At 44.6% G+C, this 23,859-nt stretch carries 24 protein-coding genes; 12 read left to right on the forward strand and 12 right to left on the reverse strand.

Going from position 1 to position 23,859, the window contains the following annotated elements; translation table 11 throughout:
• Positions 1–19: 19 nt before the first annotated feature.
• The gene (locus F955_RS03320) at positions 20–631 is read right to left on the reverse strand and encodes a septation protein IspZ (protein WP_004816013.1); all 612 of its coding nucleotides are present in this window, start codon (positions 629–631) and stop codon (positions 20–22) included.
• A gap of 44 nt (positions 632–675) precedes the next feature.
• Between F955_RS03320 and F955_RS03325 the strand changes: the two genes are divergently transcribed.
• Positions 676–1,527 (forward strand): PHP domain-containing protein, encoded by an 852-nt coding sequence (locus F955_RS03325; RefSeq protein WP_004891349.1) that lies wholly within the window; start codon positions 676–678, stop codon positions 1,525–1,527.
• A gap of 13 nt (positions 1,528–1,540) precedes the next feature.
• Here the strand turns inward: F955_RS03325 and F955_RS03330 are convergent, their stop codons facing one another.
• Positions 1,541–1,990, reverse strand: a complete 450-nt coding sequence (locus tag F955_RS03330) for a hypothetical protein (RefSeq protein WP_228127673.1) — start codon at positions 1,988–1,990, stop codon at positions 1,541–1,543.
• Between the two features lie 24 nt (positions 1,991–2,014).
• Between F955_RS03330 and F955_RS03335 the strand changes: the two genes are divergently transcribed.
• Positions 2,015–2,188 carry a hypothetical protein gene (locus F955_RS03335; RefSeq protein ID WP_212749518.1) on the forward strand — a complete coding sequence of 58 codons (174 nt, stop codon included), beginning with the start codon at positions 2,015–2,017 and terminating at the stop codon, positions 2,186–2,188.
• Here the strand turns inward: F955_RS03335 and F955_RS03340 are convergent.
• From F955_RS03340 to radC, 3 genes are all read right to left on the reverse strand, one after another.
• Positions 2,159–2,560, reverse strand: coding sequence for a hypothetical protein (locus tag F955_RS03340; RefSeq protein ID WP_004891357.1), 402 nt, complete (start codon positions 2,558–2,560; stop codon positions 2,159–2,161). The two genes, F955_RS03335 and F955_RS03340, sit on opposite strands and share 30 nt — an antisense overlap.
• Before the next feature lie 78 nt (positions 2,561–2,638).
• Positions 2,639–3,550, reverse strand: coding sequence for a bestrophin family protein (locus F955_RS03345; RefSeq protein WP_004816019.1), 912 nt, complete (start codon positions 3,548–3,550; stop codon positions 2,639–2,641).
• A 68-nt stretch (positions 3,551–3,618) separates the two neighbouring features.
• Positions 3,619–4,317 (reverse strand): RadC family protein, encoded by a 699-nt coding sequence (gene radC / locus F955_RS03350; RefSeq protein ID WP_004891361.1) that lies wholly within the window; start codon positions 4,315–4,317, stop codon positions 3,619–3,621.
• 113 nt (positions 4,318–4,430) lie between these two features.
• Between radC and coaBC the strand changes: the two genes are divergently transcribed.
• Positions 4,431–5,705 (forward strand): bifunctional phosphopantothenoylcysteine decarboxylase/phosphopantothenate--cysteine ligase CoaBC, encoded by a 1,275-nt coding sequence (coaBC, locus tag F955_RS03355; protein WP_004891364.1) that lies wholly within the window; start codon positions 4,431–4,433, stop codon positions 5,703–5,705.
• A 202-nt stretch (positions 5,706–5,907) separates the two neighbouring features.
• Entirely contained in the window at positions 5,908–6,411 is a 504-nt protein-coding gene (locus F955_RS03360; RefSeq protein ID WP_004891368.1) for a hypothetical protein, read from the forward strand.
• Between the two features lie 58 nt (positions 6,412–6,469).
• Here the strand turns inward: F955_RS03360 and dusA are convergent, their stop codons facing one another.
• Complete coding sequence (gene dusA / locus F955_RS03365; protein ID WP_004816026.1) at positions 6,470–7,495, reverse strand: tRNA dihydrouridine(20/20a) synthase DusA; 1,026 nt, start codon at positions 7,493–7,495, stop codon at positions 6,470–6,472.
• Positions 7,496–7,766: 271 nt separating this feature from the next.
• On the opposite strand from dusA, the gene F955_RS03370 reads away from it, so the two are divergent.
• Positions 7,767–8,411 (forward strand): hypothetical protein, encoded by a 645-nt coding sequence (locus F955_RS03370; protein WP_004891373.1) that lies wholly within the window; start codon positions 7,767–7,769, stop codon positions 8,409–8,411.
• Between the two features lie 7 nt (positions 8,412–8,418).
• Here F955_RS03370 and F955_RS03375 read toward each other — a convergent pair whose 3' ends face one another.
• Positions 8,419–9,609: an MFS transporter gene (locus F955_RS03375; RefSeq protein ID WP_004891376.1), complete on the reverse strand. Its 1,191-nt coding sequence runs from the start codon at positions 9,607–9,609 to the stop codon at positions 8,419–8,421.
• A gap of 953 nt (positions 9,610–10,562) precedes the next feature.
• Here F955_RS03375 and F955_RS03385 point away from each other — a divergent pair.
• From F955_RS03385 to F955_RS03405, 5 genes are all read left to right on the forward strand, one after another.
• Positions 10,563–11,690: a Re/Si-specific NAD(P)(+) transhydrogenase subunit alpha gene (locus F955_RS03385; RefSeq protein ID WP_004891379.1), complete on the forward strand. Its 1,128-nt coding sequence runs from the start codon at positions 10,563–10,565 to the stop codon at positions 11,688–11,690.
• Positions 11,691–11,701: 11 nt separating this feature from the next.
• Positions 11,702–12,025 (forward strand): proton-translocating transhydrogenase family protein, encoded by a 324-nt coding sequence (locus F955_RS03390; protein WP_004783638.1) that lies wholly within the window; start codon positions 11,702–11,704, stop codon positions 12,023–12,025.
• 3 nt (positions 12,026–12,028) lie between these two features.
• Complete coding sequence (locus tag F955_RS03395; protein WP_004891381.1) at positions 12,029–13,474, forward strand: NAD(P)(+) transhydrogenase (Re/Si-specific) subunit beta; 1,446 nt, start codon at positions 12,029–12,031, stop codon at positions 13,472–13,474.
• A 291-nt stretch (positions 13,475–13,765) separates the two neighbouring features.
• Complete coding sequence (locus tag F955_RS03400; protein ID WP_004891384.1) at positions 13,766–15,100, forward strand: ammonium transporter; 1,335 nt, start codon at positions 13,766–13,768, stop codon at positions 15,098–15,100.
• Between the two features lie 18 nt (positions 15,101–15,118).
• A complete protein-coding gene (locus tag F955_RS03405; RefSeq protein WP_004891387.1) occupies positions 15,119–15,730 on the forward strand; it encodes a hypothetical protein in 612 nt (203 codons plus the stop codon).
• A gap of 75 nt (positions 15,731–15,805) precedes the next feature.
• On the opposite strand, the gene rsfS is transcribed toward F955_RS03405, so the two are convergent.
• The 5 genes from rsfS to F955_RS03430 form a co-directional block, all read right to left on the reverse strand.
• On the reverse strand, positions 15,806–16,210 hold the full coding sequence (gene rsfS, locus F955_RS03410; protein ID WP_004816041.1) for a ribosome silencing factor: 405 nt from the start codon (positions 16,208–16,210) through the stop codon (positions 15,806–15,808).
• 88 nt (positions 16,211–16,298) lie between these two features.
• Positions 16,299–17,081 (reverse strand): hydroxypyruvate isomerase family protein, encoded by a 783-nt coding sequence (locus F955_RS03415; RefSeq protein WP_004891390.1) that lies wholly within the window; start codon positions 17,079–17,081, stop codon positions 16,299–16,301.
• Positions 17,082–17,126: 45 nt separating this feature from the next.
• Entirely contained in the window at positions 17,127–17,990 is an 864-nt protein-coding gene (locus F955_RS03420; protein ID WP_004891392.1) for an NAD(P)-dependent oxidoreductase, read from the reverse strand.
• Positions 17,991–18,019: 29 nt separating this feature from the next.
• Entirely contained in the window at positions 18,020–18,808 is a 789-nt protein-coding gene (locus F955_RS03425; protein ID WP_026056767.1) for a crotonase/enoyl-CoA hydratase family protein, read from the reverse strand.
• A gap of 99 nt (positions 18,809–18,907) precedes the next feature.
• Positions 18,908–21,718 (reverse strand): GacS-like sensor histidine kinase, encoded by a 2,811-nt coding sequence (locus F955_RS03430; protein WP_004891395.1) that lies wholly within the window; start codon positions 21,716–21,718, stop codon positions 18,908–18,910.
• A 369-nt stretch (positions 21,719–22,087) separates the two neighbouring features.
• On the opposite strand from F955_RS03430, the gene cysM reads away from it, so the two are divergent.
• Positions 22,088–23,017 carry a cysteine synthase CysM gene (gene cysM / locus F955_RS03435; protein ID WP_004891398.1) on the forward strand — a complete coding sequence of 310 codons (930 nt, stop codon included), beginning with the start codon at positions 22,088–22,090 and terminating at the stop codon, positions 23,015–23,017.
• Between the two features lie 18 nt (positions 23,018–23,035).
• On the forward strand, positions 23,036–23,854 hold the full coding sequence (locus F955_RS03440) for a 3'-5' exonuclease (RefSeq protein WP_004891401.1): 819 nt from the start codon (positions 23,036–23,038) through the stop codon (positions 23,852–23,854).
• Positions 23,855–23,859: the final 5 nt, after the last annotated feature.

Below are 23,859 nucleotides of genomic sequence, written 5' to 3' on the forward strand. Positions count from 1 at the left end.
CGATGACTTAGTCTAACTTTTATTCAGCAGTTTTAAAGTATTTGCGCAATACAATGAACTGAATAATGATAAAGGAAAACATCACGATCATGTCACCAAATGCGGTAAATTCTCCCCAATATTTTCCATCCATAAAGATATAGGCAAAGAAGCAATGTAAGAAAGACATCACCGCAAACATTGCTGCCCAAGCATAGTTGAGCTTAAACCAGCCTTTTTCAGTTAAATTAAAAACTGGTCCAAACAGACGTTGGATTAATGGTTTTTTATCTTTACTGAACCATGGTGAAAGCAGGAATACGCCAGCAAAAACCAGATTTAGCAAGACAGCTTTTAAGCGGATATAGAAATCATCACTGAGTATTAAAGTGATTCCACCGAAGATTACTGTCATAAACAATACGATCCATTGCTGTTTGTCCAGACGGAATTTCTGTGAAACAAATAACGCGCCATAGACCACTAACATGGAAATGATCAGACCTGTGGTTGCCACAAGAATATTGTTATTGTCGACACCGCCTGCGGAGCCAATCAGCTGGAGTAATGGATGGTTGGTGTCTTTAGGATCTACTGTCTTATATAAATAAAAGAAAATAATGAGTGGCACAAAGTCTAAAAGTGCTTTCATGTTAGAGTATCTAAATCTGATCAAATAAATGTCATAGTATAGAGATGCACGGCGTAGATTTACATACACACAGCAATATTTCTGATGGAACCTTAAGTCCACAGCAGCTGGTTGAGGCCGCGGCAGCGAGCTTTATCCATACGCTGGCCTTGACTGATCATGACACCATGGACGGTTTAGAGCTGGCGCGTGAAGCCGCTAAAGATCACGAAATTAAGATCATTTCTGGGGTAGAAATCTCCAGTCAATGGTCACGTCCGGCCACCAAGAAGAATTATGGCGTGCATATTGTGGCGTTAGATGTTCAAAATCCTGAGCCATTGCAACAGGCTTTAGAACAGCAAAAACAGATTCGCGCTGAACGCTCAAAAAAGATTTGTGATCTACTGATACCATTGATTGGACAAGATATTTATCCAGATGTAGTCGCTAAGGTTGATAATATTCCAGACCGTGTCACGCGAACCCATATTGCCAAAACACTGGTTGAAAAGGGGATAGTCACCCGTCCACAACAGGCTTTTGATAAATATATCAAGGAAGGTAAGAAAGCTTATGTGAAGTTTGATGGACTGGGACTGGAAGAAACCATTCAGGTGATTCATGCCAGTGGTGGTTTTGCAGTGCTAGCGCACCCCACCCGTTATGATCTGTCTGCAACCAACAACCGTTACCTGATAGAAATTTTTGCCAGGTTCGGTGGGGACGCCGTTGAGCTGCCACCAGCAGTTGATCCGGCTTCTACCCGGCAGATGGTAGATCGGATGATTGCTGAACATGGGCTAAAAGTATCTGTAGGCAGTGATTATCATGGGGACAATATGCCCTGGATTAAGCTCGGCCATATTCCAACAGTTAAAGACGGGCAAGTGGGCATCTGGGAAAGTTTTCGGTAACAGGCGTCAGGCTTCAATAAATGGAGACTGCTTTTGCTGCTGGATTTTTATGCCTAGAAGGCAGGCCAAAGCTAAACTGTAATGCCAGTTGCCAAGTTGTTGTAATCGCTGCCATCAGTAATAATGCTGCAATAAGCGTATAGTTCAGTAAATTGCGATAAAGAAAAGGATGGTTCCGGGAAATTACCGCCTGCTGGATGTCTGGATGATGTTTGAATTCTCGATAGCGTAGAAAATCGATCAAATTCGCGAGCGCCAGTTCCAGCTTGTCAAAATGTACTGCCTTGCAGGACATCCGATAGTACTTACCATAATTGGTACTCAGCTTAAGCGTATAAGTTGGAGAGTCATCTTCACGACTCGCCTGAATATGTACAATTCTTGGTAAGTCCAGCATGAGTCGACTGGGAATATGGTCGAAGTAAATCCGTCCGCGGAGCGGTGTCGCGATATAGTACTGCAAATGCTGAAAATTCTGGTCTCCATCATGTGCATACAGTTGAACAATCCAGCGTGTACGCCTCAGGTAATAGACCAGAACCTGCTGGCCGATGAGCGCATCACTTGGTTGAACATGGATATCCAGATACGACTCTGTGTTAAACAGCTGATTCAGATCGACATTAAACCATTATGGGGCTTCATGATCATTGATCTTTAATAGGAGTTGCTGCTGTTTGCGTAGCGGGGTCGTGTGAGTCTGACGTTGGCCCATAATTGTAGCATCTGAGCTGCGTAAGGCTCTTTCACGGATATCCCGAGCCAGTTTCGAATCAATCAGGTGTTGCTGAATCAGAAAAGGAAATTTGAAATATTGTTTCCGGTCATAGCTTAGACCGAATACCAGTATGAAACTGATGAGAAGCAGTAAAATCCAGTATTGTTCTAATCCAGTGAATAAAATATCTTGCCAGGCCAATACACAGCCAAATGCGAACACGGCTCTGCTACAAAGCAGTAAAGCCGCTAAAGTTGCACCCAGACGCGTCACCGGTTGCGTTGTATAACGATGAATCCGTTGCTTGATAGTCATGAGATCTTATTTTTATTGTTTTCATTATTTTAATTTTGAATTGAATATATGAGCTGCGTTCAGCTGTAATCGTACTTATTATAATAGATTATGATCTTGGGCTTGAATAGGTGGGGGGGTGGGTTTGCCTAAAGTACCCAATAGTTCAATTTCAATGGTACGTACCATTGAATCAAGGGGTAAGTCATTGCTTTGCGTACCAAAAGGTTCTTCAATTTCTGAACTGAGCGCATCCAGTCCCAAGAAAGTATAAGCCAAAATTCCGACCAGCAGCGGTGTCACCATTCCAAGGGTCGAACCCAGACTAAATGGCAGCATAAAGCAGAAAAAATATACGGTACGATTCAGCAAGACGGAATAGGCGAAAGGTAGTGGTGTGGTGGCAATCCGATCACAACCTGTCTGTACAATACTCAACTCAGCTACATGCTGGTTCATCTGCGCATAAATGATGTCTGAAATTTCGCCTTCTTTCAGGGCCTGCATAAATTCCCATTGAATCAGACTGAGGGTGTACTGTGGGGCATTGGCCTGTTGATAGAGCTGTTGCAGGGCTTGAGGACTCATACCACTGGTCTGTACCAGTTCGGTTGGATTGGCAGTCTGATGGCGCAAACGATCGCGCAGTACATTGGCAAAGACAATTACATGCTGGATGACCCGCTCACGGCGTGCCTGCGTCAACATACGGCAGTCTCGGTCAAAATGACGTGCATTGGCAATTAGGATCCCCCAGAGTTTGCGCGCTTCCCACCAGCGTTCATAGGCGGCAGAGTTCTTGAAACCAAGGAAAATCGACAGTACTACTCCGATCAGGGTAAAACCGACTAAGGGTAATTCCGGTAAATGTAAATAATTGGTATAAGATAGCCCGCCAATAATGGCAGAAATGAGCATGACCACGCCTAGAGGCGGCAGTACCTTAGGTAAAATCGTTCCCCGCCATGAAAATAATACTTTAAAGATACTGGGTTGGTCACGTACGATCATTTATTGGAATCATCACAATTTTTTTCATGATCTTGTTGAGTTGTGTCTGCTTTGTCAAGTGCTATCGTTCAGGGTTTTACCGTATTAATGAGTTGCTGTTCTGCAAAGGAAAAACTGCCTTCCCGGGCAATGATACAGTGATCAATCAGGCGGATTTCGACCAGGTGACAGGCCTTTGCAATCTGCTGAGTGAGCTCAAGATCTGCTGCTGAAGGTCGAGGCTGACCGAGTGGATGATTATGGGCAATCACAATCGATGTTGCCTGTTGCTGAATGGCATGGCGTAGTAACTGATTAATCGAAATCTCACATGAATTAAGCGAGCCATAAAACATTTTCTTAAAGCTGATTTTTCTTAACCCGGCATCCAGACACAATACAGCAAAGACTTCCTGAGTTTCTCCTAAGAGTTCAAAGCGCAGATAGTCCATAATTTTGCGGGAATGATTCAGTTCCAATGCATCTTGGCGAAGGTGCTCGGCAATATAGCGCCGTCCCAGTTCCTTAACAGCCATCAGCTGGGTAAATTTACTGACACCCATCCCGTGAAACTGGCTGATCTCTTGCAGTGGGGCATCCAAAAGAGTACTTAAATGACCAAAATGTTGAATCAGAAGTCGAGCTAGTTCCACTGCGGAATGCCGCTGGGAGCCTGAGCGCAGGAAAATTGCCAGCAATTCGGCATCGGAGAGGCTTTGTGGGCCTGACTGTAACAGGCGTTCGCGTGGACGTTCCTGTTCAGGCCAGTGTTTAATCGAAAATTGCATGTTTATTAGACTTATTTATTATTAATTATTGTTTTTCACACAAGAAGGTCTCTTGGGCATGATTCTATTTAATGCTATTGTGAGCGCCACTGCAACAGAAAGGTAGCCTGTTTGTGAGCTTCGACGTAAGTGTAATTCCTCATAAAAATATTATTTTAGCTGTGACAGGCGGTATTGCTGCCTATAAAAGTGCAATTCTGGTCCGTCGTCTGAAAGATGCCGGTTTTAATGTTCGTGTGGTCATGACTCAAGGCGCACAGGCCTTTATCACGCCGCTGACGTTCCAGGCACTGTCGGGTAATCCTGTCCATACTGAATTACTGGATCCAGAAGCTGAAGCAGGCATGGGGCATATTGAACTGGCACGCTGGGCGGACCTGTTACTGGTCGCCCCAGCAAGCTGCGATACTTTGGCCAAATTCGCTGCCGGTCTGGCCGATGATTTGCTCAGTACACTTTATCTGGCGACCAACGCACCGGTCTGGGTAGCGCCAGCCATGAATCAGCAGATGTGGGCAGCCAAGCCGACGCAACGTAACTTGGCCACTTTGATTGAAGATGGCGTGCATGTGATTATGCCGGATGCAGGTTCACAGGCCTGTGGTGATGTAGGTTTGGGCCGTATGCCGGAACCGGAAGATCTGGCACGTCAGGTAACCGGGTATTTCCATAAGGCGCAACGAGCGATTGCAGAAAAATTTGGTCAGCTTGCGGGAAAGCGGGTCACGATTACAGCAGGCCCAACGCGTGAAGCGATTGACCCGGTTCGTTATATTTCCAATCACAGTACCGGAAAAATGGGTTTTGCCTTGGCGGCAGCCTGTTATGCTGCCGGTGCGGATGTAACACTGATTGCAGGACCAGTGACGCTGGATACGCCAAATGGCGTCAAACGTAAAAATGTCAGCTCAGCCGTGAAAATGCTGGATGAAAGTCTGCATATGCTAGAACAGGGCTGTGATATTTTCATTGCGACCGCTGCGGTTGCGGATTACCGCGTAGCACAAGTGGCAGAACATAAGATTAAAAAAGCCGGTGATGAGCTGAATGTCGCACTGATCAAAAATCCGGATATCGTTGCAACCATTGCCCAACAGGAAAAACGTCCATTTATGGTTGGCTTTGCCGCAGAAACACGAAATATTGAAGAATATGCAGCTGGCAAACTGGTCGCTAAAAAACTGGATATGATTGCCTGCAATGACGTTTCCCGTGCAGATATTGGCTTTGCCTCAGATGAAAATGCCATGACGGTATTCTTTGCAGAATCTTATCATATGGAAAAACGTGATCTGGAAAAGGCTTCCAAACAGGAAATTGCCCAGCAACTGGTTGAAGCCATTCATGATGCCCTACATCATGATCCTTCTAAGGATGATGATTTCTAAGTTATTTTATAAAAAAGCCCTGCATAGTCAGGGCTTTTTTATTTCTGCAGAATTGACTGAATGTTCAAAAGAAAACCAAGTATTTTGACCTTGAAAGACACTTTTGGCTATTTCGTGCCCAGTTTGAAAAAGATAAAATCACCCTATAAGAATCAGAATTTTTTTATTTTCCAGCCTCACTAATTTGAGCACTGGGGGTGGTATGAAAAGAATAAGTCTATTGTTTCTGACCTTGCTATTGTTTTCCTGCAGTTACTTTGTCTCTATTGATGAACTGTCGCGCAATATTCAGTCTCAGATGCAACGTGAATTTAATTCCAGTCTGGATTATCGCCATTACCGGTTAAAAGTCATGGATGTAAAAATCATGGAACGTTCTGGTGATCATTTTCAGGCCATTTCCCAGATACAGTATCAGGGCCAATCTTTTCCAGTTAAGGTCTCTATCCAGAAGGTGGAGCAGGGTTATAGCTGGCAGCTGGAAGATGATGCTTTTGCCTTTATTGATGAAGTTGAAATTCAGCGTTATGAACAGCAGTTACAGCAGGAACTGGCTATGATTTCTGCAGAATTCGAACAAGATGAAGGCTTTCGGAACGAGAAGGTCAATGAGATCACTGAGGCTGCAACGCGGGAATCCAGGACGACATCACAGCGGGTTGAAGAACCCATTCCTGTGGGAAATATTACCGCTTATACCCAATAAATTCTCTAGTCAAAAAGCCTTAATAAAAAAAAGCACCGGGGAAACGGTGCTTTTTAAATTAAAGATTCTGGGTTTGCTGTTCGAGCAGGTAGTCTTCAGTGCGTTTGATCGCCTCCTGAATATTGAACAAGGCATTTTCTACATCTTTTAAGGTTTTGGCATTACCACCGCTTAATGCCTGACGCCATTTACGCGCACCTGGCAAGTTCTGGAACAAGCCCAGAATATGACGGCTAATAATCGAGAGTGGTGCACCTTCTGCCATACGCTGGGCAATATACGGCATCATTTGTTGCATGATCTCAAAACGATCAGGAGCTTCAAGATTCCAAAGTTGGCCTAACTCGGCCAGTAAATACGGATTGTGATAGGCTTCGCGACCAATCATCACGCCATCCACATGTTTTAAGTGTTCAACCGTTTCCGCATAGGTTTTGATCCCGCCATTGATTTCAATCAGCAGCTCAGGACGTTCCTGTTTTAAACGGTAAACATCTTCATAACGTAATGGGGGAACTTCACGATTTTCCTTCGGGGATAGGCCTTGTAACAGGGCAATTCGGGCATGCACGATAAAATTATTACAACCCGTCTTCGCTACGGTATCGACAAAATGCAGCATCTCTTCATAAGACTGCATATCATCAATCCCGATACGATGTTTCACCGTCACCGGAATATCCACGGCATTGCGCATCTCACCAATACATTCTGCGACTAGATCAGGCTCCGCCATCAGGCAGGCACCAATTTTATTGTTTTGTACCCGGTCACTTGGGCAGCCGACATTCAGGTTGACTTCGTTATACCCCCAATCCTGTGCCATTTTGCTACAGGTGGCCAGGTCTTTGGGATTAGAGCCACCAAGCTGTAACACAACTGGCTGTTCTTGCTGATTAAAGTCCAGATGACGTTTGGCATCACCATGAATGATGGCACCTGTCGTTACCATCTCGGTATAGAGAATAATATTGGGATTAAACAGACGTGCAAAGAAACGATAATCTTTGGTGGTCCAATCCATCATCGGCGCAACACTGATTCGTGGTTGAAGTTGTTGTTCAATGGTCTTGAGATCAGTCATTCAAAATCACGCCTTAAGTTAGAAATGGAAGAGACAGCACGCCGTTGGGGCTTTGGGCGCTCACCGGCAGTGATACGGCCAGTAAAAGAGGGCGCAATATTAGCATAAAAATAATCAGGCTTCATGGCTGAGTACTAGCACTGCAAGAAAGCTTTCTAGGAAATTAAAAAGTATTGAATTCATTCAAATAGATGCAGAGGTCAAGGAATAGTTTACTAAACAGTAAAAGAGTTTAAGATAAAGAAAACAGGATAAAAAAAGGAGAAAAATAATGATGTTACTGGAAGAGATTTACAAAACAACAAAAGCTCAGCGTTCAGAATATTTCAATCTACGTGTTCAACGCAGTCTAAGCTGGTTAAGAAAAGCGGTAGAGTTACAGGCCGATTATGATTTTCAGTTTCTGAGCCTGTGGATTGGTCTGAATGCTCTTTATATACAGGAAAATGAAGATAGTCTTGATCAGCAGGTCTTATCACAATTTCTCCATCTCATCCTTAGCAAGGATCAGGAGAAAAGAATTTCTCAAATTTTATTGGGTCGCTATGAGATTACGCTGCATGCACTATTGAATAATCAATATCTCACTCAGCACTTTTGGGATTATCAACACAATAAGATTAGCCAAAGTGATTGTCGTGAAATGCTGAAGCAACAAAAAATAGAGGCTCAACAAGCGCTAGGACAGCAGGATATATTGAAGATGCTGTCAGAAGTTTTTAAGCGTTTCACTATTTTAAGGCAACAAATTCTGCAGGGTGGAGTGAGTTATGCCAGCGCCCTCAGTCGCAAGCAGATGCAGGAAAGTTGTAGTCTATTTTCAGCCTTGCTGAACACCTTTATCTATATATTGCTGGAACATGCAGCAGTAATGGATTCCGGCAAAGCCTACTATCCAGTGGTTCAAGTAAATTAGATGATCATTAGTTGGTTTTTACACGCGCATGATAAAACTGATCAATCAGGGCAAAGACGGTGGCAGCTAGTGCAAATATGAATCCAGTCAGGCAGCTCATGCTCCAGCCACCATGATGCCACGCGTATACTCCCGCTGCAGAGCCACAGGCACCTCCAATAAAATACAGGGTCATATAAATAGAGTTAATCCGGGATTTGGCATCCGGACGCAGGCGGAAAATTACATTCTGGTTACAGCTATGGGTAATCGCCAGTCCCAAATTAATTAGCGCATAACCTGCAATATAGCTAATCAACGATGTGCCACCAAAATAGAGAAACAGCCAGCTGCCTGCCAGAATTGAACAGCCAATCCAGCTCAGCAGTTTGATATAACCTCGGTCCGCCCATCTCCCAATTATTTGGGTTGATAATGCGCCAAAGACTCCCACTAAAGTGACTAATCCCACCATAACATCTGCCAGATGAAAGGGAGACTGTGTCAATAGCAGGGCAATGGTAGAAAACAGAATACTCATCGCAGCAAAGGCAAAAGCACCGGTAAGAGAACGAAATACCAGTCGTGGTTCTTGGGCCAACAGACTGCCCATAGAGTGGAAAATTCTGGCATAGCTGATTCTGAATTTTGGCAGCGTCGGTAGCTGCCCACGTAAATAGATTCCCAGGCACAGCATCGAGACTGAACTCAATGCATAGATGACTTTCCAGTGAAACAAGTCAGAGAGTAATCCGGCAATACTGGTCGACAGCAAAATCCCGACCAGTAAACCACTCATCAGAAAGCCAATCACTTCACCAGTTTTTTCCGGTTTAACGGTCATGGCCGCTAAAGGAATCAGCACCTGTGCCGCCACAGAAAATAAACCGGCGATAACCGTCCCTAACCAGAGCATGGGCAAATTGATTGCTGTGGCACAGATCATCAGTCCCAGCGCAGCCCCCCACATCAGGGCAGGAATCAGCTTGGTCTTATTCAACATGTCACCCAATGGCACGATGAACAGCAGGCCCAGTGCATAAGACACCTGAGCAAAGGTCACGGTCAGGGCGACTTGCGATTCAGGTACCTGATAATATTGCTGAATTGATGAAATCAGAGGCTGACAGTAATAATTCGCCCCAGCACATAGACCACATGCAATTGCCATCAGCCAGAGCAAAGGCTTATTTTGACTGATATCCAGTGCAGGATTCATGACAGCTACCTTATAAGAAGCAGAAGACTATTTTTGATAATGGCATCAAAAAGATGCAAAGATTGCAGGCACTATAGGTCAAAATAGCACATGATAAAAGTAGAAAAATACAACAGAAATTGAAGACAGATCTAGTTATTACCATCTCTGAATATCTTCAAAACCATAACTGATGCGTATTTAATCTTTTTTTTCTTACAAAGTATCTTAAGTTGTCGAAACGGCACTGAAGAAAAACATTGCAATTGAGTCAGAGATAAAACTGTATTCTATTGCACAAATATAGTGCAAATTTGACAATTTATGATGCTGAGCCAGTTTAAGGTATTAATATAATAAATGACTCAAAAATTATTTTTTAACGATTATTAGCGTAGTTTTAGACTTGAGTAGAATAACTCAAAAGAGCCAATTAAATGAAACATTAAACTCAACTGATTTAAAAATTTTATGATTAAAAAAGGAAAAAGTTATAGGAAAACATGGTTTTCAGGAGTTCCAAATGAATCAGTATAATTCAGTTAAATTTGTCAAAGAAGTCAAGGAATCAAAAAGTGCCCAATAAAAGTGCCTAAATTAGAGCATTTTGGCATGGCGGAAAAGGGAAGGAGTACAGCAAAAAAAATGGAACGACTGTCAGAATGATCAATGTAACAAAGTACAACAAAAATTAAGCTAAGAAAAAATGAACAAAAAAGGAAATATCCTTTAAGAGAATGAATATCGTTTATAAATTCAGCAGATCAAAAAATCAGGGCCTAACTTATAAATGATATATGACAACATCATTTTTATGAATCATCAGTTCAAAATATAGGTATTTATTAAATAAATATTGGGTAGTATTTTGGAATGGTTTGATTAGAATCCAAAAATTCAACAAAAACACATTCTGAGGGGAAACATCGTTTTTGCGATGTTTACTTAAGAAAAAATTAGCTTGAGGGACGCTCATGCAAATCGGAATTCCAGCCGAAACTGTCGTCGGTGAACATCGTGTCGCTGCGACACCTGAGACAGTAAAGAAATTGATCAGCGCTGGTCATAGCGTGATTATCGAACGTGGTGCAGGGGTAAAAGCTGCCTATATCGATAGCGCTTATGAACAGGTTGGTGCAAAAATTACGGATGATGCCTATACCGGTAGCCAGATGATTTTGAAAGTTCGTGCACCGAAGGGTGAAGAAATTCAAAAATTACCTGCGAATGCTACAGTTGTGGCGATGTTTGACCCATACCGCAATACCGAGCTTGACCATTTCGCGGCACAGAATGTGTCTGCATTTGCATTGGAACTTTTGCCACGCACCTTGTCTCGTGCGCAAAACATGGATGTCCTGTCTTCTCAGGCGAACCTGTCGGGTTATAAAGCAGTGCTTCTTGCTGCAGCAGAATACCAGCGCATGTTCCCGATGCTGATGACTGCGGCAGGGACGGTTAAACCGGCTCGTGTCGTGATCATGGGAGTAGGGGTTGCAGGTCTGCAAGCGATTGCAACTGCAAAACGTCTCGGTGCTGTTGTAGAAGCAACCGACTTGCGTCCTACAGCTAAAGACCAGGTTGAATCTTTGGGTGGTAAGTGGTTAGACGTACCAATGTCTGAAGAAGAACAGCAAAAAGCAGCTGATGCGGCTAAAAATGGTTATGGCTGGATGCCAGGTGAACAGTATATCAAGGATCAGGCGATCATCGTTGATAAAGCAGTTTCCAATGCGGATATTGTGATCACGACTGCACTATTGCCAGGTCGTGATGCGCCACGCTTAATCCGTACCGAGACCGTTGCCAAAATGAAACCAGGTTCAGTCATTTTAGATATGGCGGTTGAAACTGGCGGTAATGTAGAAGGCTCTCAATGCGGTGAAACGGTTGTGACTGAAAATGGCGTGAAGATTCTGGGTATTCCGAATATTCCTTCAACCTTGTCGACTGAAGCATCTGCACTGTATGCACGTAACGTTTTGAACTTCGTTGAAACTTTATTTGATAGCGAAAAGAATTTTGCCATCAATCCAGAAGAAGAAATTCAGAAAGCCCTACTCGTCACTCACGGCGGCCAAGTGCTGTTAAAGCGTGGTTAAGGAGAGTACTCATGGTTGAAACTATTACGATTTTTGTCCTTGCCATCTTTGTAGGTTACTACGTGGTATGGGGCGTGACTCCAGCTTTGCATACGCCGTTGATGGCGGTAACCAATGCACTTTCTTCAATCATTATCGTGGGTGCGATGATTCAGACTGTTGGTTTACCCATGGTCGGTGTTGAAGGCAGCGTAGACTTCCAGACCATTAACGTGGTGAGTGTACTTGGCGCAATTGCAGTATTCCTGGCGAGCATTAACATTTTCGGTGGCTTTGCCGTGACTGCACGTATGCTGGAAATGTTCAAACCAAAACAAAAGAAAAAAGAGGGCTAATTGATGGAATTCATTCGTGAATATGCAAATTGGTTCTATTTGGTTGGTGCCATTCTCTTTATCTTGACGCTACGTGGTTTGTCAGGTCCTAAAACAGCAATTGCAGGTAACCGCTACGGTATGCTTGCCATGGCGATTGCGGTATTGACGACTTTCTTTGTCGCAGAAAATCCGGTGATCTGGATGATCCTTGGTGCAATGGTGCTTGGTGCAATCGTAGGTATTGCCCGTGCGAAAACTGTACCTATGACTCAAATGCCTGAAACCGTCGCGCTGATGCACTCTCTGGTAGGTTTGTCCGCAGTTCTGATTGCTATTGCTGCGATTATCCATAACAACAAGTTAATCGAATTGGGTCCAGACCTTTTAGCTGCAAATGGGGTAACTTTCCATGAAATGAGCAAAGTGCATTTGTTCGAACTCTTCGTGGGGTGTTTCGTCGGTGCGATTACTTTTACTGCTTCTGTATTTGCTTACGGTAAACTGGCTGCGAAGAAATGGGCAAAAACCATTTCAGGTGCTTGGGTAAAACCAATTCAGGCATTGATCTTTATCGCAATGCTGGCAGCAGGGATTCACTTCTTCCTGACTGGTAACATGACATCCTTCTGGGCAATGACTGGTCTAGCACTGGTATTCGGTTGGGTATGGATTGCACCAGTCGGTGGCGGTGATATGCCAGTTGTGGTATCGCTCCTGAACTCTTTCTCTGGTTGGGCAGCTGCAGGTATCGGTTTTACTTTAGAAAACAACATGCTGATCGTTGCTGGTTCGCTGGTGGGTTCTTCAGGTGCAATTCTGTCTTATATCATGTGTAAAGCGATGAACCGTTCGATCATCAACGTTCTGTTCGGTGGTGCGATGGGTGGAACCGCAACAGCAACAGCGGGTGCAGGCGAGCAGGTACAACGTAATCATCGCTCAGGTTCTGCAGATGATGCTGGCTTCCTGATGTCGAATGCAGACAGTGTAGTCATTGTACCCGGTTATGGTATGGCGCAAGGCCGTGCACAGAATGCGGTGAAAGAGTTGGCGAACTTGTTAAAAGAGCAGGGTGTGACTGTACGTTTCGCGATTCACCCGGTTGCAGGTCGTATGCCTGGTCATATGAACGTATTGCTGGCTGAAGCTGACGTGCCATATGAAGACATTCTGGAAATGGATGAGATCAACTCTGACTTCCCGGCAACAGATGTAGTACTGGTAATCGGTGCGAATGACGTGGTTAACCCGGCGGCCAAAGACGATCCAAGCTCACCAATTTACGGTATGCCAATTCTGGAAGCGCACAAGGCACGTACGATTTTGGTGATCAAGCGTTCTATGGCAACAGGGTATGCTGGTTTGGACAATGACCTGTTCTATAACGATAAGACCATGATGATCTTTGGTGATGCCAAGAAAGTTGTGGAAGATATGACCAAAGCCATTAATGGTACGGGTCACTAATTCCTAAAATCTTCTTCCAGATCCTCTTTTGTAAAAGAAAGGTCGAGATGAATTAAAAGATTTAGAAAAAAACCACCTTCGGGTGGTTTTTTTATTTTTGCTCTTATTTCTTATGCACCACAATTGATTGATATTTCATTTCAGGTGGATATTTATCTTGTGAATTAGGAATTATTTATCTATGAAAATTTGATGGGTTCACCATTAAACTACTTCTTCAAATAATTTTAAAATTCATAAATTGTATGGCATTGTTCTTGCTATTTCCTCATTAAGAGCTAGGGGGATTACATGACAAAAATAAAATATTTAGGGTTATTACTGGGGTTGTTGAGTTTGCCTATCTATGCAGCTGAACCAGCAGAAATGGTAAAAAATATCCAGGAAATCCGGATATCGCTGGACAGTGTCTGGGTGGTGATGGGCGGTATTCTGGTGTTCTTCATGCAGGCGGGTTTTGCACTGATTGAGAGCGGCTCAGTCAGAAGTAAAAATAGCGTGAATGTTTTAATGAAAAATTATATGGATGCCTGTCTTGGAGGGCTGGTTTTCTGGCTGATAGGTTTTGGGCTTATGTTCGGGATTAATCATACCGGGTGGTTTGGTAGCTCACATTTTGCACCGGATAATTTAGATAGCTGGAGCTGGAATTTACTCTTCTTCCAAATGATGTTTGCCGCAACAGCAACCACCATTGCCAGTGGTGCCATGGCAGAGCGTATTCATTTTGTCGCCTATGTGGTGAGTGCCGCTTTTGTGAGTGGCTTAATTTATCCAGTTTTTGGCAGTTGGGCGTGGGGGAGTCTATTTGAGGGTGAAGGCTGGCTCAAAGCCATGGGCTTTATTGATTTTGCTGGTTCAACTGTAGTGCATTCGATTGGTGGCTGGGTTGCTTTGGCGGGCATTATTGTATTGGGTCCACGTATAGGGCGTTTTGGCCGTAATGGTCAAGTGCACTATTTACCCGGCCATAATCTGCCTTTAATTGCCTTGGGTGGTTTTATTTTGTGGTTAGCCTGGTTTGGCTTCAATGCCGCTTCTACAGTCAACGCCGATGTCAGCATCGGGCGGATTGCTTTAAATACCCATCTCGCAGCGTGTGCGGCGGCAGTGGCTTATATGCTATTTGCCCTGGTACGACGTAAAGCAATTTTAATAAGGACTACGATTAATGCTTCCTTAGGTGGGCTAGTGGGGATTACAGCGGGTTGCGCCACAATGAGTCCTATGTTTGCTGTTATAACCGGACTGGTAGCAGGGTTGCTGGTTAGTGTATTGCCAGCACTACTCGAGAAAATGCGTATTGATGATGTGGTGGATGCTGTCACTGTACATGGCTTTTGTGGTGCTTGGGGGACGCTAGCTGCGGGTATCTTTTATGAAAGTAAAATGTTTGATAGCAGCATTATTGCTGTTCAGGCAGTAGGCGTTGGTGCCGGATTTGCCTGGGGCTTCGGGGTGGCATTTATTGTATTTAAAGTGCTGCATATTATTTTAGGTGGTTTACGTGTGAGTGCACAGCACGAGCAGCGTGGTCTGGACTATACCGAGCATGCTGAACTGTCTTATCCAGAATTCCAGCGAGATGTAACTTTCGATACGGATCACATTACCAAACGACATTAATGGATAGGAGGGTATAACATGAATGCAGAAGTGCTCAATCTAGAACAGCGCCGCCAGGCTATTCAGCGTGGGCTACAGCATTATTTTCAAGGACCTCACCTAGAACAGATCGTAGGATATTGGGAACAGGAATATAGCGGGCAGCCTGCTTTTGTACTGAATCGCTTTCTTAGCGAGATTTGTACTACAGAAGAGCTTAAGCAGAACCGGAAAGATATGCTTAAACAGGTACTGCATGAACTGACCATTCTGGAAAAAAGTGAATGGATCGAGTCTGAAGATACAGAGGCAGTATCTCTTAATCAGAAGGCACAGTACCAGGCTTATATTGAGTTTGGAGAATCAGTTCTTGATCAGGTCAAGCTAGAAGATCAGCAAGACTTTTATAGGGAGCTGGCACAACAACTGGTACAAGACCGGATTTTGTTCCAGGAAACTATTCAGAAATTGCAGAAAAGTGCGGATTTGCTGAGCTATGTATCTTCAAAACTTTATGCACAAGCCATTACCAGTCTATATCAGGTATTCTGTGACTTCTATGGCCCACAACGTAGTGATCAGGTCTATGCTCAGGCCAAGAATTTGATCAAACAAAAATACCCAGAAGCTAATTTACAGCAACTCCTTTGAATCTTTTCGGTTAAAGTTTATTTTGAGCCAATAAAAAAAAGCGGCCTCCATGGGCCGCTTTTTTAAGAATCTGTTTTATGCCACTGAATCTGCAGGAGCATTGCTCCACAGGCTTTCTAGGTCATAGAATTTACGCGCTGTAGGAAGCATGCAGTGAACCACTACATATCCGAGGTCTAGGAGAATCCATTCAGCATCACGTTCGCCTTCGATGCCAAGTGGACGGAAGCCAGCTTTACGTGCTTCTTCAGCAACATTGTTGGCAAGAGATTTGATGTGACGGGTAGAGGTACCGCTGGCAATGACCATGGCATCAGCAACATTGCTCATACCGCTGACATCAAGCACAACAACTTCTTTGGCCTTTACATCTTCAAGTGCAGCATGCACAACTTTCAAGCAGTCTTGTACAGTCTGTAAGTGTGAATTCATAGTAAGATCGTGAGAATTAGAAGCGCTGGGCGATGGTTCTAAATTCATGGGGGATATAATTTCCTAACAATTATGCATGATCTAATATAGCGGTTTTGCCCCGAAATTTCAAATCAGCACATTGTTCGGTTTGTAATCAATCTGCAAAATATCGGGTCTTCCAGCCAAAAGACGCTGCTGAATGCTTCAGCGGGCGATATTCTGCTGCCACATAGCCTTGATATTGGCTATTCTCTAACCATTGAAAAATCTCGACATAATTAACAATAGCTGTACCAGGTTCATGTCGCCCTGGACAGTCTGCAAATTGAATGTGTCCAATTGTGTCAATATTCTCTTTTAAAGCTTCAAATACATCTTCACCCATCATCGCCATATGGTAACAGTCATATTGCATCTTTAAGGCTGGATGTTGGACTGCTTCGAGCATTTCCTGTGCTTGAGCTACATTTTGCACCAGGAAGCGTGGCATGTCGGTCCCATTGATCATCTCAAAGACTGGCTGAATACCATGATCTGCCAACATCGAACAGGCCATTTTCAGATTATCTGCCAATGTATTCAGGCAAGGTAACAGGTCACTATCCAGCGGCTGTTTACCTGCCAGAATATTGACGCTCGGTACTTTCAGTGCGGTTGCATATGTAATCGCTTGTTGCATCGCTTGATGAAATTCAATCTCCTTGCCGGGTATGCCAGCCAGTCCATGACCGCCTTGCATCAGGTCACCTGCTGGGACATTGATCAGGCATAAACTCAGCTGATGCGCTGTCAACTGTGCCTGAATCTGCTCGATAGTCAGTTCATAAGGAAACTGGATTTCTACATGGTCAAAACCATGCTCACGGGCAAGGGCAAAACGTTCCAGCAGGGGAACTTCCGTAAAAATCATGGAAAGGTTGACTGCGAATTTTAACATCTGAAGCTCCTTGCACTAAATATGGAAATAATCGTGAAAATGAAGTTATTGAACGTGCTGAATGACAGTCGCTAGATCCGTTTCGCTATAGCCATTCTCTTGATGAGCCTTGAGCTGAGATAAAGCTTGAGAAGCAACCGGAATATTTAGCGCATGTGCTGCTGCAAGCTGTACTGCATTATTGAGGTCTTTGGACAAGGTCTGAACTTTCCATTGCACCGGTTCAAAGGTCTGGGTGGCCATACGCGGTGCCAGAATCTGATACGGTTTTGAATCCGCGAAACCACCGGCCAGCGCTGGGGCAAGCAGGGTGGTATCTACTCCAGCACGTCCAGCCAGTGCCACAGCTTCGGCAATCAGTGTACTGTTTGCCGCGACAATCAGCTGATTACAGATTTTCGTCGCTTGTCCTGTACCTGAGTCACCCATGCGAGTCACGCGATGGGAGAGGACTTGGTAAATTGCAGCTAAAGAAGAAATAATCTGTTCATCACCGCCGGCAAAGACCACGAGACTGCCTTGTTCAGCACCGGCAGTACCGCCAGAAACTGGGGAATCAATCCAGATCACCTGTTGGGCCTGCGCACGTTGTGCCAGTTCCAACGTCTGCTGCACAGATAAACTGGAGAAATCTACAATCACCTGTTGTGCAACCAGATAAGGCTCAATCTGTTCATACACTACTTTAACGGCTAAATCGTCCGCCAGACAGATGAGAACTACCGGATAATTTGCAATCTGCTCAAGCTGCAATAACTGTGCACCTTGAGCAATCAATGCATCACAAGCAGAAGCAGTACGGTTCCAGACAGCAACTTCAAAGCCTGCCTGAATCAGCCGACTGGCCATACGGCTACCCATCAGGCCTATACCGAGAAATGCGATTTTAGTGGTTTGATCAAACTGCATGATGCTATCCGATATCTACTGAGATGATCTTATGAATACTGGCGAGGCTGGAACTGGACTTCTGGATTCTTGTCTTTCTTGCGTGCCAACTGGCTGTTTTTGCCGAGGAGTAATTTTAACTGCCAGATTTTTTCCATACGTAAGGATTTGTTTGGTTGATGTTCCATGGCATCCAGCACATATTTAGACGCCATTAAAGCATCTGGAGAACGCTGCAACATTTCTTCAGCCAAGGCTTGTGCTTTTGCTAGAGGTTGCTCATCTACATGAGTGATCAGGCCGATCTGCTTGGCATAGTTACCGTCAAAAATACGCGCGGTCAGTGTCAGTTCTTTGGCTAGATCCAGACTGATTAAGCCTTTTAACGAACGGCTCAGACCCATATCTGGTACTAAGCCCCAACGGCTTTCCATAATTGACATTTGAGTCTGTGGATGAGCAATCCGAATATCTGCTGCCAGTGCCAGCTGCATGCCTGCACCAAAACAATAGCCTTCCAAAGCTGCAATCACGGGAACCGGTAATTCTTGCCAGATCAAAAATGCTTTCTGAAATAGACTCTGACCCGGACGCAGCAGTTCCCAGGCTGCATAGGCACGATTTTTTGGATTATTTAAATCAGCGAGATCAATCCCGGCACTAAAGACCTGTGCTTCACCTGTCAGAATGACACAGCGGATACTTTTATCCTTTTTGATCGTGTTGGCGGTTGCAACAAGTTCACGCAATAGCGCAAAACTCATGGCATTACGTTTGTCCGGACGGTTTAAACTCACCGTAGCAATTCCATTATTTTTTTCTAAACGAACCAGTGACATGGCTAAACCCTTCATTTTTATTGCCCTGAGCATAGCATGTGCGTTAGATCACGTGCATGACACTTAAGTCACGCTTTGTGATTGTTCTTAACTTGCGCATTAGATCATATGCTTATTTAGCACCTGTTGTGCAGCCTGTTCCACCTGGCCAATGCCTGCTTTAAGCTCATCGAGGCGTTTCATCACCTCCTGAACAAAGGCTTCATCAGCTTTGCGACGTTCTTTACGTAGGGTAGAAACAAACTGTTCAAAACTGCCTGTCAGCTGTTGCAGGTTCGGCGTACCCACATAACGTGTCGCGCCGTAGAGCCGATGCAGTACATGTTCCAGTTGTGGAAAATCTTCCAGTTCAATCAGCTGTTCTATTTCACTGAGTTCAGTTTCAAAACTGTCGACCAGCATTCTCAACAGATCTACGGCCAGATCTTCCTTATTGGCAGCCAGTTGCAGACTTTGCTGCCAGTCCAGAATATTGCTATCCAGAGCATCAATGACATTCGCACGTTCTAGCATGGGTGCCTTGCGGAAATTTTCCGTGGTCCATTGAGTCAGAATCTGGATGATCTGTTCAATCTGAATGGGCTTGGTGACATAATCATCCATGCCACCCTGTAGCAATTTATGCTTTTCATCAGACAGGGCATGTGCAGTCAGGGCAATAATTGGCAAACGTCGATGGTTTTCAAAGGTGGATTCCAGCGAGCGGATGGCACGGGTTGTATCCATGCCGGACATCACCGGCATCTGAATATCCATAAATACCAGATCAAATGGACTTAAACCTTCTTCATGACGTTGCTGGATAATATCAATCGCTTCCTGACCGCTAGTGGCCTTGGTCGTGGTGACATTCAGTTCACCCAGTAGCGCTTCCAGTACAATCAGGTTGGGTAAATGATCATCGACTGCCAATATATGCAGCCCTTGACCATTAAAGTCTTCATGAACCTCTTGATCGAATACGGGCTGGTTATTCAGGAGTTGAATCAGGGCACTACGGCTAAGTGGCTGGTATAGCGCACGGGCACGGTATTCATTCAGCATATTTGGATCAAGCTGCATCTGATAGCCATAGACTGCCAGATTGCCATGATAACGCGCACGAATTTCTTGTAGCAGGGCCTGACTGTCACCGCTATGATCAACGATTAGCCAGGTATTTTCAGTCGTAGTTTTTAGATGATTCAGACGGCTAAACAGATCCAGAATCGAAGCACACTCAGTATGCTTCACGTTATAGTTTTCCAGATAATGACGCAGTACATTCGCTGTTGCTGGATGTGCCAGATAAGAGACCACAGTCAGATTGCTAAAGTCTGGGTGTTCGATCACATCATCTTCATCGACCAGGAACTGGGCGGTAAACCAGAAGGTCGAACCTTTCTCGGTTGGGGCGCGTTCCTGGTTATCTTCAAAGCCGATCTGGCCATGCATCAGACTGACCAGCTGTTTGGAAATCGCCAGACCCAGTCCAGTGCCACCAAACTGACGTGTAACTGAGGTATCGCCTTGTGAGAAGGATTCAAACAGCTTCTTGCGGTCAGTGCCGCTGAGGCCGATACCACTATCCTGTACGCTAAAATGCAGCAGACATTGCCCGATATCATCGTGTTCCATTCGTACCCGCACGATGATTTCACCATCCGGCGTAAACTTGATCGCATTGGAAATCAAATTAGTCAGAATCTGCTTAAAGCGCAGTGCATCACCATTGACGCATTTTGGTACATTGTCGGCATAGTAGAAGGCCATATCAATATGCTTCTGCGCTGCCAGTGGCGAGAGCATGTCCATTACATCAAAAATCGCTTCTTCCAGATCAAACAGCGCCGTTTCAAGTTCTAGTTTACCGGCATCAATCTTGGAAAAATCTAGTACGTCATTGATCAGGGCCAGCAGATGCGCCGATGATTTGCGGATGGTTTGTAAATACAGACTCTGCTCATTACTTAAATTACCCTGACGCAGTAGCAAATGAATAAAGCCATCAATACTGTTTAATGGGGTGCGTAATTCATGTGAAATATTGGCTAAAAATACTGACTTGGCCTGATTGGCAGAAATCGCCTGGTCACGGGCCTGACGGTAGGTGATGTTCTGCACTTCGAGAGTGTCGAGGGTGCGGCGCAAGTCATCTTCGGTCTGTTCAGTATGTTCGCGCAGTTCCAGAAAACTGAAATGCAGCCGTTTTACCACATTGGCAATATCGCGCTGTAACAGGCGCAGTTCACCAGTACTGTTGATGACAATATGCTGATCCAAAGTATCCGCATTCAGGCGTTGTAACTGCATGCGGATTTCATACATTGGTGCAATCCAGCGGCGCGAGTAAAAATTTAGACACAATAAAAGTAGCAACAAGGTCAACAGGCCGGTGGCAATCAATACGATCATCACGCGGTAGCGAGCAATTTCGAGGGGTTGATTGTCCAGCTCAATCGCAAGCCAGCCCGGATTGCCCGTATTGTCATTAATGCGAACTGCAAAAATGTGATTATTCTGATTGATAATCGGGCCAACAAAACTAGCTTCCTGCTTCAACTTTGGCCAAGGTGCCTGGTCCTGAAAACCAATACCGAGGCGGTTTTTGCCTTGAGGATCCAGAATTGCAGCACGAATCAGATGCTTCTCATTGAGCATGTTTTGCATGGCATTGCGTGCCTGTTCATACTGCCAGGGGGAGTAATTGACAATATCCAGCGCAGATTCAGAAGTGGCCTGAAAACGGGTCAGAATGGCAATCGCCATCTGTTTTTGCTGGGCACGGGCTGCATTGGAGGTTTCTGTCAAAACTAGGGCTGCACCCACACAAGCCAAAATTGTAATTGGCACAAAGATCAGGGCAATCAACTGGCCGTAGGCATGATTTAAGTGTAGGCGTTTAAACAGCTTTTTATTGATATTTGACATGATTCAAGCAGTGTTTTCCTTATGCTCCGCATATTAGCACGCTTTAATTCTTCAGTTAAAATTTCATCAAGGTTTTTCGCAATATCAAATTAAACAGACTTTTTAAGAATAAATCTGGATATGAAAAATATTCAAATAGATAGCGTATAAAATGCTAAGAAATGAAAGCTTTTAAATCTGAAATTGACCTGAGAAATATTGAAATAACAGCGTTTAATTTACAAATAAGCTACTGACAGAAATAATGTTTTTTAATTTTTAGACCATGCTGCACGAGTTTTGATCGGTTTTCTGAAAAAGACTGGCTAAATGGGTGCAGGGAAATGCAAATTTTCATACAATAGCCGCACCTCGACATAGGTGCAAATAATGAGTAATACAACCCCTGATTTTCAAGCAGACGAATTTTTACTGGACTACTACGTAGGCAAAACGCCACTGGTACGTCTACAGCGTCTGGCAAATCACACTCAAGCGACAGTGTTAGCAAAGCTCGAAGGCAATAATCCTGCAGGTTCGGTGAAAGATCGTCCGGCCTATAACATGATCATGCAGGCGGAAAAGCGTGGTCAGATCAAGCCAGGTGACACCCTGATTGAGGCGACGAGTGGAAATACAGGGATTGCATTGGCGATGGTTGCGGCAATGCGCGGCTACAAAATGAAGCTGATCATGCCGAATAACATGAGTCAGGAACGTAAGGATGCCATGCGTGCTTACGGTGCCGAACTGATTGAAGTGACCAAAGAGCAAGGCATGGAGGGTGCACGTGATCTGGCACTGCAAATGCAAAACGAAGGCAAAGGCCTGGTCCTAAACCAGTTTGGTAATCCGGACAATGTTGAAGCGCATTATCTGACCACTGGTCCGGAAATTTGGCAGCAAACGGGTGGCAAGATCACTCACTTTGTCAGCTCGATGGGTACGACCGGTACTATTATGGGTGTATCTAAATACCTGAAAGAGATGAATCCGGATATTCAGATTGTGGGTTTACAACCTTCTGACGGTTCAAGTATTGCGGGGATCCGCCGCTGGCCAGAAGAGTATCTGCCAACCATTTTCGACCGTAGCCGTGTGGATCGTATTATCGATATTCCACAAATTGAAGCTGAAAAAACCATGCGCAAGCTGGCACAAAAAGAAGGGATCAGTGCTGGAACTTCTTCCGGAGGTGCAGTCTGGGCATCAATCAAGCTGGCAGAAGAAAATCCAGGTGCCGTAATCGTGTGCATTATTTGTGACCGTGGTGACCGTTATCTGTCTACAGGTTTATTCTCTGTACAAGATCCTGAATAATTCCTGAGTAATCAATTTATGCGCTTGCCTGTTTTAACGTTTGATATTGAAACCCAGACCGATCTTAAGTCAGGCGCACATCTGTTTGGCCTGGACCTGCCGGAACAAAGCCTGGATCAGGCCCTGACCAAACTGCGTCGTCAGGAATCGGGTTCTGATTTTCAGCGTCTGCCACTACATGAAATTGTCTGTATTTCCGGACTGTGGATTGATGAGCAGGGCATGAAACTGTTTTCCTTTAGTCGGGAACAGAATTCAGAAGCTGAAATTTTACGAAAATTTTTATCGATTTTCGATAAGCGTCATCCAACCCTAGTGAGTTGGAATGGTTCACAATTTGATTTGCCCGTGATTCTTTACCGGGCCATGTACCATGGCTTGTCTGCGCCAAGTCTGTTTGATCAGGGCGAAATTGATACGCAAAAGCGCTATAATAATTATCAGAACCGCTACCATCAGCGTCATGTCGATTTGATGGATGTGATGGCCATGTTTCATGCCCGTCATTTCCAGAAATTGGATGACGTGGCGCACTTGCTCGGTTATCCAGGCAAGCGTGGCGATGGTGGCTACCATGTGCCTGAATATGTGCGCAATCAGGAATGGGACAAGCTCACCAGCTATTGTGAAGGTGATGTCCTGAATACCTGGCTGGTCTATATTCGCTGGCAGTTGCTAAAGGGACAGTTATTGCTGCCTGATTATCAACATCTGGTACAAAGTACGATCCAGTATTTGCAAACGCAACCGCAGCATGCGGACTTTTTATCGGTCTGGCGTGAAACGTCGCGACGGACTGAATTTACTCAATTTGATTTTCCCATCTCCACACATTAGGTTTT

Source organism: Acinetobacter schindleri CIP 107287 (assembly GCF_000368625.1).
GTDB classification, from domain to species: domain Bacteria; phylum Pseudomonadota; class Gammaproteobacteria; order Pseudomonadales; family Moraxellaceae; genus Acinetobacter; species Acinetobacter schindleri.

Coding starts and splice junctions, on each gene's coding strand:
- F955_RS03320 (WP_004816013.1), bottom strand. CDS start 631: ATGAAAGCACTTTTAGACTTTGTGCCACTCATTATTTTCTTTTATTTA.
- F955_RS03325 (WP_004891349.1), top strand. CDS start 676: ATGCACGGCGTAGATTTACATACACACAGCAATATTTCTGATGGAACC.
- F955_RS03335 (WP_212749518.1), top strand. CDS start 2,015: ATGTGCATACAGTTGAACAATCCAGCGTGTACGCCTCAGGTAATAGAC.
- F955_RS03340 (WP_004891357.1), bottom strand. CDS start 2,560: ATGACTATCAAGCAACGGATTCATCGTTATACAACGCAACCGGTGACG.
- F955_RS03345 (WP_004816019.1), bottom strand. CDS start 3,550: ATGATCGTACGTGACCAACCCAGTATCTTTAAAGTATTATTTTCATGG.
- radC (WP_004891361.1), bottom strand. CDS start 4,317: ATGCAATTTTCGATTAAACACTGGCCTGAACAGGAACGTCCACGCGAA.
- F955_RS03360 (WP_004891368.1), top strand. CDS start 5,908: ATGAAAAGAATAAGTCTATTGTTTCTGACCTTGCTATTGTTTTCCTGC.
- dusA (WP_004816026.1), bottom strand. CDS start 7,495: ATGACTGATCTCAAGACCATTGAACAACAACTTCAACCACGAATCAGT.
- F955_RS03370 (WP_004891373.1), top strand. CDS start 7,767: ATGATGTTACTGGAAGAGATTTACAAAACAACAAAAGCTCAGCGTTCA.
- F955_RS03375 (WP_004891376.1), bottom strand. CDS start 9,609: ATGAATCCTGCACTGGATATCAGTCAAAATAAGCCTTTGCTCTGGCTG.
- F955_RS03385 (WP_004891379.1), top strand. CDS start 10,563: ATGCAAATCGGAATTCCAGCCGAAACTGTCGTCGGTGAACATCGTGTC.
- F955_RS03390 (WP_004783638.1), top strand. CDS start 11,702: ATGGTTGAAACTATTACGATTTTTGTCCTTGCCATCTTTGTAGGTTAC.
- F955_RS03395 (WP_004891381.1), top strand. CDS start 12,029: ATGGAATTCATTCGTGAATATGCAAATTGGTTCTATTTGGTTGGTGCC.
- F955_RS03400 (WP_004891384.1), top strand. CDS start 13,766: ATGACAAAAATAAAATATTTAGGGTTATTACTGGGGTTGTTGAGTTTG.
- F955_RS03405 (WP_004891387.1), top strand. CDS start 15,119: ATGAATGCAGAAGTGCTCAATCTAGAACAGCGCCGCCAGGCTATTCAG.
- rsfS (WP_004816041.1), bottom strand. CDS start 16,210: ATGAATTTAGAACCATCGCCCAGCGCTTCTAATTCTCACGATCTTACT.
- F955_RS03415 (WP_004891390.1), bottom strand. CDS start 17,081: ATGTTAAAATTCGCAGTCAACCTTTCCATGATTTTTACGGAAGTTCCC.
- F955_RS03420 (WP_004891392.1), bottom strand. CDS start 17,990: ATGCAGTTTGATCAAACCACTAAAATCGCATTTCTCGGTATAGGCCTG.
- F955_RS03425 (WP_026056767.1), bottom strand. CDS start 18,808: ATGTCACTGGTTCGTTTAGAAAAAAATAATGGAATTGCTACGGTGAGT.
- F955_RS03430 (WP_004891395.1), bottom strand. CDS start 21,718: ATGTCAAATATCAATAAAAAGCTGTTTAAACGCCTACACTTAAATCAT.
- cysM (WP_004891398.1), top strand. CDS start 22,088: ATGAGTAATACAACCCCTGATTTTCAAGCAGACGAATTTTTACTGGAC.
- F955_RS03440 (WP_004891401.1), top strand. CDS start 23,036: ATGCGCTTGCCTGTTTTAACGTTTGATATTGAAACCCAGACCGATCTT.